We start from the raw sequence: 19,018 nt of genomic DNA on the forward strand, positions 1-19,018 counted from the left end.
CGTAGTCGTATTCGGCCGGCGACGGCACGGGCGCGGCGCAGCCGGCGCGCACCGCCGGGAATCAGAGTGTAGCGCGCCGCGCCGAGCGGCCTCGCCTGAAGGCAGCCGCACCCGTGCGATACTCGGGGCATTCCTCACCGCTCACAGCGCGGCCCGATGCCGGCCGCCCGCCCCACGCCCCGATGACCGCTTCCCACGATCCCGCCGCCGTTCCGTTCCCGTGCGCCCGCTTCATCAAGGAAATCGGCCGCGGCCCGCACGGCGCACGCGCGCTGTCCGCCGAGGACACGTTCGAGCTCTATCGCGCGATGCTCGACACGCGCGTGTCGGACGTCGAACTCGGCGCGATCCTGATCGCCTATCGGCTGAAAGGCGAATCCGCCGACGAGCTGGCCGCGATGCTCGCCGCCGCGCAGGCGTCGTTCGAGCCGGTGCACGTGCAGGATGCCGCGTTCCGACCCGTGTCGATCCCGAGCTACAACGGCGCGCGCAAGCAGCCGAACCTCGTGCCGCTGCTCGCGCTGCTGCTCGCGCGCGAAGGCGTGCCGGTGCTCGTGCACGGCGTCGAGCAGGATCCGGGCCGCGTGACGAGCGCCGAGATCTTCTCGGCGTTGTCGCTCGCACCGTCGGCTTCGCACGATGCCATCGAGGACATGCTCGCCGAGCGCCGCGTCGCGTTCGCGTCGATCGAGGTGCTGGCGCCGCGCATCGCACGCCTGCTGTCGATGCGCAGCGTGCTCGGCGTGCGCAACTCGACGCACACGCTCGTGAAGATCCTGCAGCCGTTCGCGCCGGCCGGCCTGCGGCTCGTCAACTACACGCACCCGCCGTACCGCGACAGCCTGGCGCAATTGTTCCGCGACCATCCGGATGCCGCGCTCGGCGGCGCGCTGCTGGCACGTGGCACCGAGGGCGAAGCCGTTGCCGACACGCGGCGCCAGGTGCAGGTCGACTGGCTGCACGACGGCGCGTGCGACACGCTGATCGAGGCCGAACGCTCGTCGACCGATGCGCCCCCGGTTCCCCTGCCCGAATCGCGCGACGCGGCCACGACGGCCGCATGGACCGACGCCGTATTGCGCGGCGAAGTGCCGGTGCCCGACACGGTCGCCCGACAGGTCGCGACGATCGTGCAGATCGCCCGCATCGCACGCTGACGGCACGCTCGCGAACCGGCCCCGCTTGCGGGGCATTTGACACGCGAGCGCATCCTGGCATAGAGTTGCCGTCATGCGTTCCTTTCCGAACACCCTCCGAATTACCTCCGGCCGCCTAGCGCGGCCGCTATCGCTACGACTAGCCTAAGGCTTTCGTAGCGCCGTGTGCTGTCCGCACGGTCCCTCCCAGCAGTTCCTCGCCGTACCCCTCTCGTAGTTTTTACAACCCGAAGTCGTCAGCATTCGTCCGTCTATCCGTCGGCCGACTCGCGAAGATCATCCGCATCCGCAGCGCGTTCACGTGCCGCGGAGCGAGGCAGCGCCAACCGTCGCCCATGCCGCCCGTCTTCGCTCGCGACTTGAGACCCGAGGTCCAGAAGATGCAGCGCAATCCGCAAGACAAGTACCGTCCGTTCGAGCCCGTCCGCCTCAATGGCCGCAAATGGCCGTCGCGCACCATCGAGCGCGCGCCCGTCTGGATGAGCACCGACCTGCGCGACGGCAACCAGTCGCTGATCGAGCCGATGAGCATCGAGCAGAAGCTCGAATTCTTCGAGATGCTGGTCGCGATCGGATTCAAGGAGATCGAAGTCGGTTTTCCGTCGGCGTCGCAAACCGACTTCGATTTCGTCCGCAAGCTGATCGACGACAAGCGGATTCCCGACGACGTGACGATCGAAGTGCTCGTGCAGGCGCGCGAGGACCTGATCGCCCGCACGTTCGACGCGCTCGAAGGCGTGCCGCGCGCGATCGTGCACCTGTATAACGCGGTGTGCCCGTCGTTCCGCCGCATCGTGTTCGGGATGTCGAAGGCCGACGTGAAGGCGCTCGCGATCGACGGCACGCGCATCATCAAGGAGCACGCCGCCGCGCGCCCCGACACGCAATGGACGTTCCAGTACTCGCCGGAAACCTTCAGCATGACCGAGCTGACGTTCGCGCGCGAGATCTGCGACGCGGTCGCGCAGACCTGGCGGCCGACCCGCGATCACAAGATGATCGTCAACCTGCCGGCCACCGTCGAAGCCGCGAGCCCGAACGTGTTCGCCGACCAGATCGAGTGGATGGACCGCAACCTCGCGTACCGCGACAGCATCGTGTTGTCCGTGCATCCGCACAACGATCGCGGCACCGCGGTCGCGGCGGCCGAACTCGCGCTGCTCGCGGGTGCCGACCGCATCGAGGGCTGCCTGTTCGGCAATGGCGAACGCACCGGCAACGTCGATCTCGTCACGCTCGCGCTGAATCTCTACACGCAGGGCATCGATCCGGGTCTCGATTTCTCCGACATCGATGCGGTGCGCCGCGTCGTCGAACGCTGCAACCAGATTCCCGTGCATCCGCGCCACCCGTACGCGGGCGACCTCGTGTTCACCGCGTTCTCGGGCTCGCACCAGGACGCGATCCGCAAGGGCTTCGCGCAGCAGCGCCCCGACGCGGCCTGGGAAGTGCCGTACCTGCCGATCGACCCGGCCGACCTCGGCCGCAGCTATGACGCGGTGATCCGCGTGAACAGCCAGTCCGGCAAGGGCGGCGCGACGTTCCTGCTCGAACGCGGGATAGGCTTCACGCCGACACGCCGCGTGCAGATCGAATTCAGCCATGCGGTGCAGACGCTCGCCGACGCGTCCGGCGAGGAAGTGACGGGCGACGCGATCTGCGCGCTGTTCGCGCGCGAATTCTTCGACACCGACGGGCCGGCCGCGCGACACGGCAACGGCGCGCGCTGGCAAAACCGCGAGATCGCGGCAGCGCCCGCGGCGGATACGACGCCCGACGAGGCCGTGCGACGTTTGGCCGCGGCATTCGCGGCGGCCGCCGGCGCGGCGATCGACGTCGCGTCGTGCGAACACGCCCGCACGACGGACGGACGAATCGCGGTATCGGTCGGCTGCCGGGTCGGCGATGCGCCGCTGCGGCACGGCGTCGGCCTGCACGCCGATGCGGCGAGCGCCGCGCTCGACGCGGTGGTCAGCGCGATCAACCGCTCGGCCTGGCACTGCGCGGATCGCCGCGCGGCGGCCTGAGCGGCGGGTTCCGTTTCAGGGTTCAAACGTCAGCGAGCGGGGCGTGACCGCCCGTGCGCCGCGCGATCCGCGCCGCACGAGGCAACAAAAAGCGGCTCAGAAGGCCGCTTCGGTCGGGACATGAAAAGGAGCGCCACGCGCGCTCATGTCTCGGTCGCGCACCGTGTCGCCTGCCACGCGAACAGGCTCCAGCGGCCCTGTTCGTGGGTGTGGACGGAGGTATAGGCAATCGGGAAGACCAGGCCGCCGTTGTTCGTTTCCATCTCGATCAACGCGCGCCCGGTGACGACGCAGGTTTCATCGCCGACGGGCAGCACGTCCTGCGACTGGATTTCGATCTGGCGATAGCGGCGGCGGCCGGCGACGATGGCGTCGATGAACTGCTGCTTGGTTTCGCGTTTGCCGTTGGTATGGACGAAGAACACCTTGTCCGACAAAAGCGTGTCGAGCGCCTCGCCGTCCCCGTCCACCATCGCCCGGAACCGATCGCGCTCGAGCGCGCGGATCGCATCGACCACCTTCGCCATCGCCTGACTCCTCGGCAACGCGCACGCCGTGCGCGGGCGTGCGGATCAGAAGTTGTACTGCAAGTAGAACTGGTGGAAATTTATACCAGGATTCGGCTCTTTGATACCCGCGTTAGACACATGTTCAAAACGGTAGCCGACCTGATACTGTTGCCGTTGGCCGAACTGCACGCCCACCCCCGCCGTCGGCGCGAACTGGAACGCGGTCCCCAACGAGAAGTGATCCGAGATCGTCGGGTGCGTCAGCAGCCTCACGCCGCCGCCGGCCTCGATGAACGGGCGGATCTCCCCGGCGCTCTTGATGAAGCGGAACATCGGCGTCACGCCGAATTCACCGATGCTGCTATGGACGTTGCCGCCCGTGTGCCAGTAGCCGGCATGCCCTTCGACGACGAACGCGAAGTGCCAGCCGCCGATTTCCCACCAGTTCCAGCCCGGATCCCACACCACGCCGAGATCGGCCTTGTCGACCCCGCGGCGATCCGAAAAACCGCCGCCCGCCTGAATCCCCCATCGATCCGCGCATGCCGCACCCGATCCGCCCAGAAGGGACGCCGCCAGCATCGCATGCAGCGCCAGCCGGCTGCGGGGCCGGCGATTCTTCTTATTGTTCATCTGTCACTCCAACTTTGTGGGTTGAATGGAGCCAGCCGCTTCGGCCGGCTCAAGCGAACTGAATGGTATGGTAAAGGACTTTTCGGATCGGCATCACAAAGCGAAATGGCTTGCTTCCGAAACGACAAAAATCGAAATCGTCTACCGTTTACCATCAGAAACAACGGCTTACGGAACTTCGCTTCGCGACCTGTGTCGCAGAATAGACTATCGACTCGACTTGCTCGATAGAAAAAGCGGGAACTCCGATGCCCACGCTTGCTCTAAGGAATTAGCACTCGGTTTCCGGGAGTGCTAAGATGGCTCCCGGAATCTCATCCGAGACCGGGGGTTTGTCCCTGATTCCAAAGGAGTTTTTTAGTGAGCAACGCCCTGACCCTCCCGAACACCCTGAGCCCCACGCCGGCCAAGGCCGCATCGGCAGGCTCGCTGGCGCTCGCAGCCCAATCGATGTTGCCGGGCCAGCTTGGCAACATCGACGCGTATATCCAGGCCGTCAATCGCATTCCGCTGCTGACGCCGGAAGAGGAACGCCAGTACGCGACCGAATTCCGCGAAGGCAACAACCTCGACTCGGCACGCCGCCTCGTGCTGTCGCACCTGCGGCTCGTCGTGTCGATCTCGCGCAACTATCTCGGCTACGGCCTCCCGCACGGCGACCTGATCCAGGAAGGCAACATCGGCCTGATGAAGGCGGTGAAGCGCTTCGACCCGGCGCAAAACGTGCGTCTGGTGTCGTACGCGATCCACTGGATCAAGGCCGAGATTCACGAGTACATCCTGCGCAACTGGCGCACGGTGAAGGTCGCGACGACGAAGGCGCAGCGCAAGCTGTTCTTCAACCTGCGCAGCCACAAGAAGGGCTTGCAGGCAATGACGCCCGAGGAAATCGACGGCCTCGCGAAGGAACTCAACGTCAAGCGCGAAGACGTGACCGAAATGGAAACGCGCCTGTCGGGCGGCGACATCGCGCTCGAAGGGCAGGTCGAGGACGGCGAGGAATCGTACGCGCCGATCGCCTACCTGGCCGACTCGCACAACGAACCGACCGCCGTGCTGGCCGCGCGTCAGCGCGACACGCTGCAGACGGACGGCATCGCGCAGGCACTCGGCGCACTCGACGCGCGCAGCCGCCGCATCATCGAGGCGCGCTGGCTGCACGTCGACGACGACGGCTCGGGCGGCTCGACGCTGCACGATCTCGCTGCCGAGTTCGGTGTGTCGGCAGAGCGCATCCGCCAGATCGAGGCGAGCGCGATGAAAAAGATGCGCACCGCCCTCGCCGAATACGCGTAAATCGCTGCGATTTAGAGCGCTTCATCAAAAACCGCTGCCCGACCGGCAGCGGTTTTTTTTCGCCCTTTTCCCCCTGCTTTTCATTCGCCGCTTCGTTCGTTTCTCGGCGCGTTTCAGTGCGGATTAATTGACCTGATTCGTCAGGTAATAGGCCGTTTGGCGCCCCCTTCCGCATAACCTTGATCTGCCTCAAGTTTCGGCCCGGGTTTCGCGACGGTCTGCCGCAGCGCAGCACTCGGCATCGGAAAGCCGTGCTTTTAAAATTGGCATGTCAGGCGCAAAAGGATTAAAACAGCTTCACGGCCGTCATAAATCCGACGTAAAGTCGCCCCAAATCAGACTTAAATCGATTCAGGATAATTACCTTGATCTCGATCAATAAAGAGCCTGCGCCGCCTCCCGCGCGGCCGGCCGGTACGATCGGCTGGCGCGCGCGCATCGCCGCGTGGGCTCGCGGACCGACCCTCGCCCGCGACATCACCCTGGTGCTGATCGTCAAGCTGATCCTCCTGATGTCGCTCAAATACGCATTCTTCAATCATCCGCAGGCCAAGCACATGTCGTTGCCGCCTGCCGCTGTCGCCGAGAAGCTGCTCTCGGTACCGGCGCCTGCATCTACCGAGGGAGACCACCATGATAAGTAGTGAAGTCGTCGATCTGTCACGTCTGCAGTTCGGCATCACGGCGCTCTACCACTTCCTGTTCGTGCCGCTGACGCTCGGCCTGTCCTGGCTGCTCGTCATCATGGAAGCGGTGTACGTGATGACCGGCAAACAGGTCTACAAGGACATGACCCAGTTCTGGGGCAAGCTGTTCGGGATCAACTTCGCGATGGGCGTGACGACCGGCATCACGCTCGAATTCCAGTTCGGCACGAACTGGTCGTACTACTCGCACTATGTCGGCGACATCTTCGGCGTACCGCTCGCGGTAGAAGGCCTGATGGCGTTCTTCCTCGAATCGACGTTCGTCGGCCTGTTCTTCTTCGGCTGGAACCGCCTGTCGAAGGTCAAGCACCTGATGGTCACGTTCCTCGTCGCGCTCGGCTCGAACCTGTCCGCGCTGTGGATCCTCGTCGCGAACGGCTGGATGAACAACCCGGTCGGCGCCGAGTTCAACTACCAGACGATGCGCATGGAGATGACGAGCCTGTTCGACGTGCTGTTCAACCCGGTCGCGCAGGTGAAGTTCGTGCACACGGTGTCGGCCGGCTATGTGTCGGCGGCGATGTTCGTGCTCGGCGTGTCGTCGTGGTACCTGCTGAAGAAACGCGACATCGACTTCGCGCTGCGCTCGTTCGCGGTCGCGGCCGGCTTCGGCCTCGCGGCAACGCTCTGCGTGATCGTGCTCGGCGACGAATCGGGCTATACGACCGGCGAAGTGCAGAAGATGAAGCTCGCCGCGATCGAATCCGAATGGGAAACGCAGCCGGCACCCGCATCGTTCACGCTGATCGGCATCCCGAACCAGGAAGAACAGCGCACCGACTATGCGATCAAGATCCCGTACGCGCTCGGCCTGATCGCGACGCGCTCGATCGACGAACCGGTGATCGGCCTGCGCGAGCTCGCGAAGCACAGCGAGGAGCACATCCAGAGCGGGATGGTCGCGTACGGCGCGCTGCAGAAGATCAAGCAGGGCGATACGAGCGACGCGACCCGCGCGCTGTTCGACCAGCACAAGCAGTATCTCGGCTACGGGCTGATGCTCAAGCAGTTCACGCCGAACGTGGTCGACGCGACGCCCGAGCAGATCAAGGCCGCCGCGAAGAAGACGATCCCGCCGGTCGCGCCCGTGTTCTTCTCGTTCCGGATCATGGTGGCCCTCGGCTTCCTGTTCGTCGCGACGTTCATCGCCGCGTTCTGGTTCTGCGCGCGCCGCGAACTGCTGCAGGACAACCGCCGCTGGTTCCTCCGCTATGCGGTGTGGGCGATCCCGCTGCCGTGGATCGCGATCGAATTCGGCTGGATCGTCGCCGAGCTCGGCCGCCAGCCGTGGACGATCGCCGGCGTGCTGCCGACGCACCTGTCCGCGTCGAGCCTGCAGCCGAGCGACCTGTACCTGAGTCTCGCGGGCTTCATCCTGTTCTATACCGCGCTGTTCGTCATCGAGATCAAGCTGATGTTCAAGTACGCGCGCCTCGGCCCGTCGTCGCTGCATACCGGCCGCTATCACCACGAAATCGCGGCCGCCAGCGAGCGCGCCCCGGCGTGAGCACGCACCTGAAACGGAACAAGGAATCGCTATGGACTATGCAACTCTCAAGCTGATCTGGTGGCTGCTCGTCGGCGTGCTGCTGATCGGCTTCGCCGTCACCGACGGCTTCGACATGGGCGCGACCGCGCTGCTGCCGTTCCTCGGCAAGACCGACGAGGAACGCCGCATCATCGTCAACACCGTCGGCGCGACGTGGGAAGGCAACCAGGTGTGGCTGATCACGGCCGGCGGCGCGATGTTCGCGGCCTGGCCGCTCGTCTACGCGGCGTCGTTCTCCGGCTTCTACTTCGCGATGCTGCTCGTGCTGTTCGCGTTGTTCTTCCGGCCGGTGGGCTTCGACTACCGCAGCAAGCGGCCCGACCCGCGCTGGCGCGCAGGCTGGGACTGGGGCCTGTTCGCCGGCGGCTTCGTGCCGGCGCTCGTGTTCGGCGTCGCGTTCGGCAACCTGCTGCAAGGCGTGCCGTTCAAGTTCGACAGCGACCTGCGCGTGACCTACTACGGCGGCTTCTGGGCGCTGCTGAACCCGTTCGCGCTGCTGTGCGGGCTCGTCAGCCTGACGATGCTCGTCGCGCACGGTGCGGCCTTCATCAAGATGAAGACGGACGGCGTGATCGCGCGCCGTGCGTCGGTCGCGCTGCGCGTGGCGTCGTTCCTCGCGGTCGTGCTGTTCGTGCTGGCCGGCGTGCTGGTCGCGTCGACCATCGGCGGCTTCCACATCACGCACGCCGCACCGACCGACACCGTCGCGAACCCGCTGCTCAAGGACGTCGCCGCCGGCTCGGGCCTGTGGCTCGCGAACTACGGCGAATTCCCGTGGATGATCGCGGCGCCCGTCGTCGCGATCGCGGGTGGCCTGGTCGCGCTGCTGCTCGCCGGTTCGAAGCAGGAAAAGACGGTGTTCTTCTGCACCGGCCTGATGATCGCCGGCGTGATCCTGACCGCCGGCTTCTCGATGTTCCCGTTCATCATGCCGTCGTCGCTCGACCCGCGCAGCAGCCTGACCGTGTGGGATTCGACGTCGAGCCACATGACGCTGCAGGTGATGCTGTTCGCGGTGATCGTGTTCCTGCCGATCGTCCTGCTCTACACGGGCTGGGTGTATCGCGTGATGCGCGGCAAGGTCACGCGCGAGGTGCTCGAAGAGAACAAGCATTCGATGTATTGATGCTTTGAACCGGGTCGGGGCGCGCACGCGCCCTCGCCCACCGTTTCGCAAGGAGTCGGATCATGTGGTATTTCAGCTGGATTCTCGGTATCGGCGTCGCGCTGTCGTTCGGCATCGTCAATGCGATGTGGCTCGAAGCGCGGCAGAAGACGCAGGAAGCACGCGTTCGCCACGACTGACGCGCGCGCGGCCGATCGCGCCGCCGCCGTCCCGAAGGAACCTCGCCTCGCGCGAGGCTTTTTTTCGTCCTGCCGGCTGGACATGCCCGCCCGAGCGATGCCAATTTAGCGCCAGATGGATACCACTTGAATACCAATAAAAGGTTTCATAAGATCTTTGGACACGGCCGCTGACAGGCCGAATCCTTCCGGGTGGGGGAGACATGCGAATCCCGTATGTGGCGCGCGCTGGCGCGCCGTCTCGTCGTCGGCGCGGGGCGGCCGGTCGTGCATCGTCGGCGAGTGCTGCCGTCATCGGCCGTGCAGGTCGCGCGCGCGCCTTTGCCGATGGGCACGTCGTCACGGCATCACCATCAGCAGCAGCCGCTGTCGTGCGCCGCCGATGAAGACGCGCACCCGCCCGCGCCGATCCGACCGGCACGCCTGCCCGCCACCCGTTCCGTAACGCACGCGCCCGCGTGCCGACTGCGCGCGGGGCAGCCGCATCGCCCGCGCACCCTGTTGTCCCCGCAGCTCCGTTGAAAGACCCGTTCGCAGCGACGTCATCCCGTGACGCCGCTACGCCCCCTTTTGTCTCAGGAGTCCGCATGAACCGAACCTTGTCCACCCTGTTTGCCGGCCTGCTGATCGCGGCCCTGTCGCCGGTCGCGCTCGGCGCGCTGCCGGCGTCGAGCGCGGCGGTCGCGACGGCCGGCGCCGTCCGTCCCCCCGTGCCGCAGGCCGAGCTCGCGGCTCGGCTGTCGAACGGCCTCGCGTTGCGCGTCGCCGTCGACAACAATCACGCGGCCGCGGCCGGCGTGCCGTGCGCCGATCTCGGCGCCGACGGCGCGGCCTGCGCGACCGGCCGCCTGATCCTGCAGAACCGCGGCCACCAGGCGATCGCCGATGGCGGCTGGAAGCTCTACCTGCACAGCATCCGCCGCCTGCTGCGGATCGACCGCCCCGGCTTCGCGCTGCGGCGGCTCACCGGCGACCTGTACGAACTGACGCCGCAACCGGGCTCGGTGCGGCTGGCACCGGGCGAGCGCATCGAGCTGCCGTTCGTCGCCGAATACTGGCTGCTGCGCTACAGCGACGTGATCCCGCGCCCGTACGTGGTCGTCGACGGCGCACCGCCCGCCGTGCTTCGCTACAACGACACCGACGACGAACTGCGCTACGTCGAATCGCTGCCGGCCGATGCGCAGAACAACTCGACCGGCAACGCGCCGCCCGTGGCCGCGCGGCCCGACGCGAGCCGCGCGCTGCCGAGCGTGAAGCGCGAACAGCCGCTGCCCGGCACGCTCGACCTGCGCGGCGTCGAGCTCGCGCTGCCCGATCTGCCGGACACGCAAGTCGCAGCACTGCGCGAGCGCGCAACGACACTCGGTCTCGACGGCGCACGCGTGCCGGTGCGCGGTGCCGTCGCGCCGCGCCGGCTGCCGGCCGACATCGCGACGCCGGGCGGCTACCGGCTCGCGATCGGGCCGCGCGGCGTGCTGATCGAAGGCTACGATCGTGCCGGCCTCTACTACGGCGTGCAGACGCTCTACTCGCTCGCGCCCGCCGGCGGCGGCCCGATTCCGGCAATGCTCGTCGAGGATGCGCCGCGCTTCACGCATCGCGGAATGCACGTCGATCTCGCACGCAACTTCAAGCACCCGGCGACGCTGCGCCGGCTGATCGACCAGATGAGCGCGTACAAGCTCAACCGCCTGCACCTGCATCTGTCCGACGACGAGGGCTGGCGCATCGAGATTCCCGGCCTGCCCGAACTCACCGAGATCGGGGGGCGCCGCTGCCACGACCCGAGCGAGACGCGCTGCCTGCTGCCGCAACTCGGCTCCGGCCCGGACAACCGCTCCGGCGGCGGCTACCTGACGCGCGACGACTACGTGTCGCTGGTGCGCTACGCAGCCGCGCATTTCGTCGAGATCATCCCCGAGATCGACATGCCCGCGCATGCGCGGGCGGCCGTCGTGACGATGGAGGCACGCTACAAGCGGCTGCATGCGGCCGGTCGCGAGCAGGAAGCGAACGCATACCGGCTGATCGATCCGCAGGACACATCGAACCTGACGACGGTGCAGTTCTACGACCGGCGCAGCGACCTGAACCCGTGCGTGCCGGGCGCGCTCAATTTCGCGTCGAAGGTGATCCGCGAGATCGCGGCGATGCATGCCGACGCGCAGGCGCCGCTGCACACCTGGCACTACGGCGGCGACGAGGCGAAGAACATCTTCCTCGGCGGGGGCTTCCAGCCGCTGAACGGCACCGATCCGAACAAGGGGCGCATCGACCTCGCCGCGCAGGACAAGCCGTGGGCGCGTTCGCCCGCATGCACGGCACTGCTCCAGCGCGGCGAGATCAAGTCGATCGACGAGTTGCCGACACGTTTCGCGCAACAGGTGAGCGCGGCGGTCAGCGCGAACGGGATCGACACGATGGCCGCGTGGCAGGACGGCATCAAGCATGCGAACGGCCCGCAGGACTTCAGCACGCGCCACGTGATGGTGTCGCTGTGGAACACGATCTTCTGGGGCGCCTCGGACAGCGCGCGCGACCTGAGCGGCAAGGGCTACCTGACGGTGCTCGCGCTGCCCGACTACCTGTACTTCGACTTCCCGTACACGCTCAACCCGCGCGAGCGCGGCTACTACTGGGGCTCGCACGCGACGGACGAGTACAAGGTGTTCTCGCTCGCGCCGGAGAACCTGCCGCAGAACGCCGAAGTGATGGGCGACCGTGACGGCAACACGTTCGAGGTGACGGGCACGGGCCCCGCGCCGCGCATCGAAGGCATGCAGGGGCAGGCGTGGGGTGAGGTGATGCGCAACGACACCTTCCTCGAATACATGGCCTATCCGCGGCTGCTCGCACTGGCCGAACGCGCATGGCACCGGGCCGACTGGGAACTGCCGTACGCGGCCGGCGTGCGCTTCAGGCGCGGCGACACGCATCACGTCGACACGGCCGCGCTGCAGCGCGACTGGGCCGGCTTCGCGACGCTGCTCACGCAACGCGAATTGCCGAAGCTCGACCGCGCCGGCGTCGGTTACCGGAAGCCGACCTTCACGCTGACGAATCCGTGAACGGCTGAGCGGTTGCAGGGCTGAGCGACGGCGCGACGCAGGCGAACGCATCGCGCCATCGCCCGCACCAAAGAAAAACGGCTTGCGACGCATCGCAAGCCGTTTTCGTTTTACCGACCGGCCCGAACCCGCAGCGCGGATCGGATCGGTTTCATCGCATCAGCATCAGGCCGGTTGTGCGGCCGCCCCGCTGCCCGACGGCGGCAGGCGCGCGCCGAGCTGTTCGGCATAGCGCGCCGCCGCGTTGCCGCAGACGATGTGGAACGTGTCGAGCGACACCCATGCGACGTCGAGCGCACCGAGACGCTCGCGATCGACCGCCGACGGATCGCGCACGACCACCCGCAGGCGCGTGGCCGCGACCGCGTCGAGCGACACGACGTTGGTCGCGCCGCCGAACACCGCGAGCCAGCGCGTCGGCTCCGGATCGAGCGGGCCGGCGGCCGCGCCCGTGACGGGCTGTGCGGCGGCGGCCGTCGCCGTCGGTGCCGCGCCTGCCGCGCCGCTGCCGATGGCCGCACGCATCTCGTCGGCAATGATGTCGGCCTCCGGCCCGATGATCACCTGCACGCTGTTGCCGCCGCGCTTGAGCACGCCGCGCGCGCCGATCGACTTCAGTTCCGGCTCCGAGACCTTCTCCGGATCGACGACGGTCAGGCGCAGGCGCGTCGTGCACGCGTCGACGACCGACAGGTTGCCTGCCCCGCCGAGCGCGGCGATGTAGCGTTGCGCACGCGGTGCGGCGGCAACCGCAGCGGCACCTGCAGCCGGCGCGACGAAGCCGCCCGATGCATACGACTGCGCGGCCGCATCGGCCGATGCCGGCTCACGGCCCGGCGTGGCCATGTTGAACTTGCGGATGAAGAAGCGGAACAGGCCGTAGTACGCGGCGCCGTACGCGATGCCGAGCGGGATCGCGATCCAGCCCTTCGTCGACAGCCCGTAGTTCAGCACGTAGTCGATCGCGCCGGCCGAGAACGTGAAGCCGAGCTTCACGCCGAGGATCTGGCAGATCGCGAGCGACAGCCCCGTCAGCACCGCGTGGATCACGTACAGCACCGGTGCGAGGAACATGAAGCTGAATTCGATCGGCTCGGTCACACCGGTCAGGAACGACGTGAGCGCCATCGAGAACAGCAGGCCGCCGACCATCGCGCGGCGTTCCTTCGGCGCTTCGTGCAGCATCGCCAGACACGCGGCCGGCAGGCCGAACATCATGATCGGGAAGAAGCCGGCCATGAAGGTGCCCGCGGTCGGATCACCCGCGAAGAAGCGGTGCAGGTCGCCGTGCACGATCTCGCCGCCGGCGGGCGGCGTGAAGTTGCCGAACACGAACCATGCGAGCGAGTTGATGATGTGGTGCAGGCCCGTGACGAGCAGCAGGCGGTTCAGGAAGCCGAACACGAACGCACCGATCGCGCCCGCCGTCGTCAGCCACTGGCCGGCCGCGTCGATCAGATGCTGGACCGGCTGCCACACGTACCCGAACGCGATGCCGAGTATCACGCACACCAGCCCCGTGATGATCGGCACGAACCGTTTGCCGCCGAAGAACGCGAGGTAGTCCGGCAGCTTGATGTCCTTGTAGCGGTTGTACAGCAGGCCCGCGACCACACCCGCGATGATCCCGGACAGCACGCCCATGTTCAGCTTGGGATCGATGTCCTTCATGATCGCGGTTTCGATCAGGTAACCGATCGCGCCCGCGAGCGCCGCCACGCCGTTGTTGTCCTTCGCGAAACCGACCGCCACGCCGATCGCGAACAGCAGCGGCAGGTTGTCGAAGATCGCACCGCCGGCGTCGGCGATCATCTTGATGTTGAGCACGTCCGGCTGGCCGAGTCGCAGCAGGATGCCGGCGACCGGCAATACCGCGATCGGCAGCATCAGCGCCCGGCCCAGGCCCTGTATTTTCAGAAACGGATTCCCGTTCATTCAGTCCTCCAATCCTTGTCTCGTCATTAATCGTCGTTGACCTAATTGCCTTCGTCTTGAAACCGGTCGCGAACCTGCCGTCGACGCTCAGTCGAGCGGCCAGACCTCGCGGCTTGCTGCCCTTACCGCCTGTGCCGAATCGAGCGCGAGCAGATCCTGCGCGCGCTGACGGCACAACTGGTAATCGAGACGGCGCACCCGCGCCTTGATGCCCGGCACCGATACGGGGTCGACCGACAGTTCGGTCACGCCGAGGCCCACCAGGATCGGCACCGCCAGCGGATCGCCGCCGAGTGCGCCGCACACGCCCACCCACTTGCCGTGCTTCGCGGCGCCGCGCACCGCGATGTCGATCAGGCGCAGCACCGCCGGATGCAGGCCGTCGGATTGCGCGGCCAGGTCGGCCTGGCAACGGTCCATCGCGAGCGTGTATTGCGTCAGGTCGTTGGTGCCGATCGACAGGAAATCCGCGTGCTGCGCGAGCTGGTCGGCCAGCAGCGCGGCGGACGGCACCTCGATCATCACGCCGACCTCGATCGGCTCGGTGCGGCCCTGGGCGCGCGCGAATTCGTCGATGCGCTTTTTCAGGCGCACGAGCTCGCCCGCGTCGGTCACCATCGGCAGCAGGATGCGCACCGCGCCGAACGGCTTCACCGCGAGCAGGCCCTGCAGCTGATCGTCGAGCAGATCGGGGCGCACCTGCGCGAGACGGATGCCGCGCAGGCCGAGCGCCGGGTTAGGTTCGGGCGGCAGCGTCAGGTAGTCGACCTCCTTGTCGGCGCCGACGTCGAGCGTGCGGATGATCGCCGTGCGGCCTTGCAGCGCGTCGACGATCGACTGGTAGCTCTGCTGGTGCTCGACGACCGTCGGCGCGGCCTGGCGATGGATGAACATCAGTTCGGTACGCAACAGGCCGACCGCGTCGGCGCCGTTGTCGACCGCGGTGTTCGCGTCGTCGAGCGTCGCGATGTTCGCGGCGACCTCGATCGCGCGGCCATCGACGGTCGCGGCCGCAACACCTGCCAGTTGCCGGTTCGCCTCGCGCACGCCGTCCAGGCGCTGGCGTTCGTGCCGCGCGCGTTCGACGTCGAGCGCGGTCGGTGCGTGTTCGAGCCGGCCCGCACTTGCATCGACGACGACCTGCGTGCCGTCCGGAATCGCGTACAGCGCATCGCCGACCGCAACCAGCGCCGGAATGCCGAGCTGCCGCGCGATGATCGCCGCGTGCGACGTCGCGCCGCCGCGCGCCATCACGAGCGCGGTCACGCGCTGGCGATCGAGCGACGACAGGTCGGACGGCGTGAACTCCTCGGCCGCGAGCACCGCTTCGTCGGGCAGCGCACGTGCAGCGCCATTCGTATGACCGAGCGCGCGCAGCACGCGCTTCTCGATGTCGCGCAGGTCGGCCGCGCGTTCGGCGAGCAATGCATCGTCGAGCTTCGACAGCGTGTCGATCTGCGTGCGGATCGTCGCGCGCCACGCGAAGCCCGCGCTCTTGCCGAGGCTGATCAGGTCGCGCGCCGCGTCGATCAGCGTCGGGTCTTCCAGCAGCACGCGGTGCACCGCGAAGATGCCCGCTTCGCCGACCGCGCCGCGCGCCGACGCGTTGCGCACCGTTTCGTCGAGTTCGGCGTCGACAGCCTTCAGCGCCTGGTCGAGCTGGCGGCTTTCCGTGGCCGGCGTGCCGGCAGCCTGCTCGGGCGGCACGATTTCCGCATCGTCGAGACGCACCAGCGTGCCGACCGCGATGCCAGGCGCCGCGCACACGCCTGCGAGCGTGTTCGGGTCGATCGGTGCGCCGTCGCGCGGAGCACCGACGTTGCGTGTGAGCGTCTGCGGCGCGGGCGACTTCAGCCGCGCCGGCTTTTCCTCGACTTCGCCGTGCGCTTCGCGCAGCAGCTCGTGCTCGACCGCATCGACGGCCTGCTGCGCATGCGCGCCACGGCCGACCAGTTCGACCGTCGCGCCTTCGCCGGCGCCGAGGCCGAGCAGGCCGACGACGCTCGCGATCGACGCCTTGCGGCCGTCGAACAGCACGTCGACGGTCGCGTCGAACCCGCGCACGGCTTCACGCGCCCGCGCGGCCGGCCGCGCATGCAGGCCGCCCGGTTGCGCCAGCACGATTTCACGGCGCACTTCGTTCTGCGCGGCGGCGCCGGCTTGCGCCGCCTGCACGGCCGCTTCGCCCTTGCCACGCAGCACGAGCAGCGGCGTCTCGCCGGCGGTCGCGAAGCCGCTGGCACGATCGACGACCTCGAACGCATCCGAGTTGGCGATCGCGATCACCGACACGAGCGAATGCGCGCTGCGCGCCACCGCGTCCTGGTCGAACTCGATCAGCAGCGTGCCGGCCTCGACACGCGCGCCGGCTTCGACGTGCGCGATGAAACCCTGTCCGTTCAGCTCGACCGTGTCGATGCCGATGTGCAGCAGCACTTCCGCGCCTTGCGGCGTCGTGATCGTCACCGCGTGGCCCGTGCGCGCGAGATGCGACACGACGCCCGCGCACGGTGCGACGAGCTGGCCCGCGAGCGGGTCGATACCGATGCCGTCGCCGAACATCCCGCCGGAGAACACCGGATCGGGCACGTCGGCCAGCGCGACGATCGGCCCCGTCAGGGGGCTAAGCAGGACGATCTGATCGTGGGTGGGGCTCTTCAACTGGGACTCCTCGGCGCGTCTCATCGGCGGTCTCGGCTATCAGTGCGTTTCGGTGACTTTGTTCAGGTGGCGCGGCGTGTCGGGATTGCGGCCGCGCGCAACGGCGAGATCCGCCGCCATCACGTAGAACGAAAGAATGGCGGCGATCGGGTCGAGCGCCGAATGGGCGGACTGCGCGAGCGGCAGCGTCGCGCCGGGTATGCCGGCGGGCGCGGCGAGCAGCACCGCGGCGCCGCGGGCGCGCATGTCCGCGGCAAGCTGCAGCAGGCCGGCCTGTTCAGGCCCCGGCGGAGCGAACACGAGCAGCGGATAGTCGCGGTCGATCAGCTCCATCGGGCCGTGACGGACTTCGGCGCTCGAGAACGCCTCGGCCTGGATGCCGGACGTCTCCTTCAGCTTCAGCGCGGCTTCCTGCGCGATCGCGAGGCCCAGGCCGCGGCCGATCACGATCATCCGCTCGACACCCGCCAGCGCGGCCACCGCCTGCGACCAGTCGAGCTGACCGGCCTGCGCGAGCACATCGGGCAGGCCGCGCAGTGCGGTCATCAGCGCGGCGTCGCGCTGCCAGTACGCGACGATCTGCGCGGACAGCGACAGCATCGCGATATAGCTCTTCGTCGCGGCCACCGACAGTTCGGGGCCGGCGAGCAGCGGCAGCTGGTGCTCGCACGCGTCGGCGAGCGGCGACGGCAGCACGTTCACGGCGGCGACGGTGCGCGCGCCGGCTTCGCGCAGCGCGGCCATCGTATTGACGAGATCGGGGCTCTTGCCCGACTGGGAGAAGGCGATCGCGAGCTGGTCCTGCACCTTCAGCGGCGCCTGCTGCAGCGTCGCGACCGACATCGGCAGCGACGCGACCGGCACGCCGAGGCGGCTCATCGTCAGGCTCGCGAAATAGCTCGCGGCGTGATCCGAGCTGCCGCGTGCGACCGTCAGCGCGACGGCCGGCGGGTGATCGAGCAATTGGCCGGCGAGCGCTTCGACGCGCGTCGTGTCGGCGAGCTGCGCGGCGACGACCTGGGCGGACTCGCGCGCTTCCTTAAGCATATTCGACAATCGATTCTCCTTCGACGTAGGTCGCGGTGAGGTTCAGGTCGCGGTCGAACACCGCGAGGTCGGCCCATGCGCCGCGCTCGAGGCGGCCGCGATCGGCGACGCCGAGGTAGTCGGCCGCGTAGCGCGACATCCGGTTCGACACGTCGGCGATCGGCAGGCCGAGCGACACGAGGTTGCGCAGCGCCTGGTCCATCGTCAGCGTGCTGCCGGCGAGCGTGCCGTCGGCGAGGCGCACGCCGCCGAGGCACTTCGTCACGTGCTGGCTGCCGAGCCGGTATTCGCCGTCGGGCATGCCGGTTGCGGACGTGCTGTCGGTCACGACGTACAGGCGCGGGATCGCGCGCAGCGCAGCACGAATCGCGCCCGGGTGGACGTGCAGCAGGTCGGGGATGATTTCCGCGTATTCGGCGTGGGCAAGCGCGGCCCCCACCAGGCCCGGGTTGCGGTGATGCAGCGGCGACATCGCATTGAACAGATGCGTGAAACCGCACGCGCCGTGCTTGAGCGCGGCCACCGCGTCGTCGTAGGTCGCGAGCGAATGGCCGAGCTGCACGCGCACGCCGCGCGCGGCCATCTCGCCGATGATCTCGATGTGGCCGGCGATTTCCGGCGCGAGCGTGACGACGCGGATCGGCGCGATCGACAGGTACTTCAGCACTTCGTCGAGCACGGCCGACACGGCCGCGTCGGGTTGCGCGCCGAGCTTGCCGGGGTTGATGTACGGGCCTTCGAGGTGCACGCCGAGCACGCGCGCGCCGCCCGGCGTGCGGGTGCGCGCGACGGTGCCGAGGTTCGCGACGACCTGCATCAGTTCGTCGCGCGGCGCGGTCATCGTCGTCGCGAGCAGGCTCGTCGTGCCGAATTGCGCGTGCGTGCGGGCGATCGTCTCGATCGCGTCGCCGCCTTCCATCACGTCGGCGCCGCCACCGCCATGCACGTGCAGGTCGATGAAGCCGGGCAGGATGTACGGCGCGTCGTTCTTCGCGGGATCGACGGGCGTGCCGTCGAGGGTCGTGATGCGGCCGTTCTCGCTATCGAGCGAACCGTGAATCCAGCCGTCGGGGGTAAGGATGTTTCCAGTCAGCATGACGTTCTCTTGATGATCTGGTGAC

At 67.8% G+C, this 19,018-nt stretch carries 14 protein-coding genes; 8 read left to right on the top strand and 6 right to left on the bottom strand.

The features are described 5' to 3' along the window. Positions 1–182 precede the first annotated feature (182 nt). Both ybiB and leuA read left to right on the top strand, forming a co-directional pair. Positions 183–1,157, top strand: coding sequence for a DNA-binding protein YbiB (ybiB, locus tag CFB47_RS16150; protein ID WP_089461663.1), 975 nt, complete (start codon positions 183–185; stop codon positions 1,155–1,157). Between the two features lie 380 nt (positions 1,158–1,537). Then, entirely contained in the window at positions 1,538–3,184 is a 1,647-nt protein-coding gene (gene leuA, locus CFB47_RS16155) for a 2-isopropylmalate synthase (RefSeq protein WP_089461664.1), read from the top strand. Between the two features lie 143 nt (positions 3,185–3,327). Here the strand turns inward: leuA and CFB47_RS16160 are convergent, their stop codons facing one another. Beyond that, positions 3,328–3,711, bottom strand: coding sequence for a nuclear transport factor 2 family protein (locus CFB47_RS16160; protein WP_039346091.1), 384 nt, complete (start codon positions 3,709–3,711; stop codon positions 3,328–3,330). A 45-nt stretch (positions 3,712–3,756) separates the two neighbouring features. Beyond that, positions 3,757–4,326 carry a lipid A 3-O-deacylase PagL gene (gene pagL, locus CFB47_RS16165; RefSeq protein WP_089456962.1) on the bottom strand — a complete coding sequence of 190 codons (570 nt, stop codon included), beginning with the start codon at positions 4,324–4,326 and terminating at the stop codon, positions 3,757–3,759. A gap of 360 nt (positions 4,327–4,686) precedes the next feature. On the opposite strand from pagL, the gene rpoH reads away from it, so the two are divergent. The 6 genes from rpoH to CFB47_RS16205 all read left to right on the top strand — a co-directional run bounded on the left by rpoH (position 4,687) and on the right by CFB47_RS16205 (position 12,254). Beyond that, positions 4,687–5,622, top strand: coding sequence for an RNA polymerase sigma factor RpoH (gene rpoH / locus CFB47_RS16175; protein WP_089426365.1), 936 nt, complete (start codon positions 4,687–4,689; stop codon positions 5,620–5,622). A gap of 359 nt (positions 5,623–5,981) precedes the next feature. Next, positions 5,982–6,266: a cytochrome oxidase putative small subunit CydP gene (gene cydP, locus CFB47_RS16180; RefSeq protein WP_179243673.1), complete on the top strand. Its 285-nt coding sequence runs from the start codon at positions 5,982–5,984 to the stop codon at positions 6,264–6,266. Continuing rightward, complete coding sequence (locus tag CFB47_RS16185; protein ID WP_089441058.1) at positions 6,256–7,836, top strand: cytochrome ubiquinol oxidase subunit I; 1,581 nt, start codon at positions 6,256–6,258, stop codon at positions 7,834–7,836. Before cydP ends, CFB47_RS16185 begins: the two co-directional genes overlap by 11 nt. 31 nt (positions 7,837–7,867) lie before the next feature. After that, positions 7,868–9,004, top strand: a complete 1,137-nt coding sequence (gene cydB / locus CFB47_RS16190) for a cytochrome d ubiquinol oxidase subunit II (protein WP_089456965.1) — start codon at positions 7,868–7,870, stop codon at positions 9,002–9,004. A 62-nt stretch (positions 9,005–9,066) separates the two neighbouring features. Next, the gene (cydX, locus tag CFB47_RS16195) at positions 9,067–9,183 is read left to right on the top strand and encodes a cytochrome bd-I oxidase subunit CydX (protein ID WP_011353251.1); all 117 of its coding nucleotides are present in this window, start codon (positions 9,067–9,069) and stop codon (positions 9,181–9,183) included. A 587-nt stretch (positions 9,184–9,770) separates the two neighbouring features. Next, on the top strand, positions 9,771–12,254 hold the full coding sequence (locus CFB47_RS16205) for a family 20 glycosylhydrolase (protein ID WP_089461665.1): 2,484 nt from the start codon (positions 9,771–9,773) through the stop codon (positions 12,252–12,254). Positions 12,255–12,419: 165 nt separating this feature from the next. Here the strand turns inward: CFB47_RS16205 and nagE are convergent, their stop codons facing one another. From nagE to nagA, 4 genes are all read right to left on the bottom strand, one after another. Further along, positions 12,420–14,189, bottom strand: coding sequence for an N-acetylglucosamine-specific PTS transporter subunit IIBC (nagE, locus tag CFB47_RS16210; RefSeq protein WP_089461666.1), 1,770 nt, complete (start codon positions 14,187–14,189; stop codon positions 12,420–12,422). Between the two features lie 87 nt (positions 14,190–14,276). Then, entirely contained in the window at positions 14,277–16,874 is a 2,598-nt protein-coding gene (gene ptsP / locus CFB47_RS16215; RefSeq protein WP_089461667.1) for a phosphoenolpyruvate--protein phosphotransferase, read from the bottom strand. A gap of 15 nt (positions 16,875–16,889) precedes the next feature. Next, the gene (locus tag CFB47_RS16220; protein WP_179258960.1) at positions 16,890–17,897 is read right to left on the bottom strand and encodes an SIS domain-containing protein; all 1,008 of its coding nucleotides are present in this window, start codon (positions 17,895–17,897) and stop codon (positions 16,890–16,892) included. Continuing rightward, positions 17,890–18,993: an N-acetylglucosamine-6-phosphate deacetylase gene (gene nagA, locus CFB47_RS16225; protein ID WP_089426373.1), complete on the bottom strand. Its 1,104-nt coding sequence runs from the start codon at positions 18,991–18,993 to the stop codon at positions 17,890–17,892. Before nagA ends, CFB47_RS16220 begins: the two co-directional genes overlap by 8 nt. Positions 18,994–19,018 lie beyond the last annotated feature (25 nt).

It is taken from the genome of Burkholderia sp. AU27893 (genome assembly GCF_002223205.1).
GTDB lineage: Bacteria > Pseudomonadota > Gammaproteobacteria > Burkholderiales > Burkholderiaceae > Burkholderia.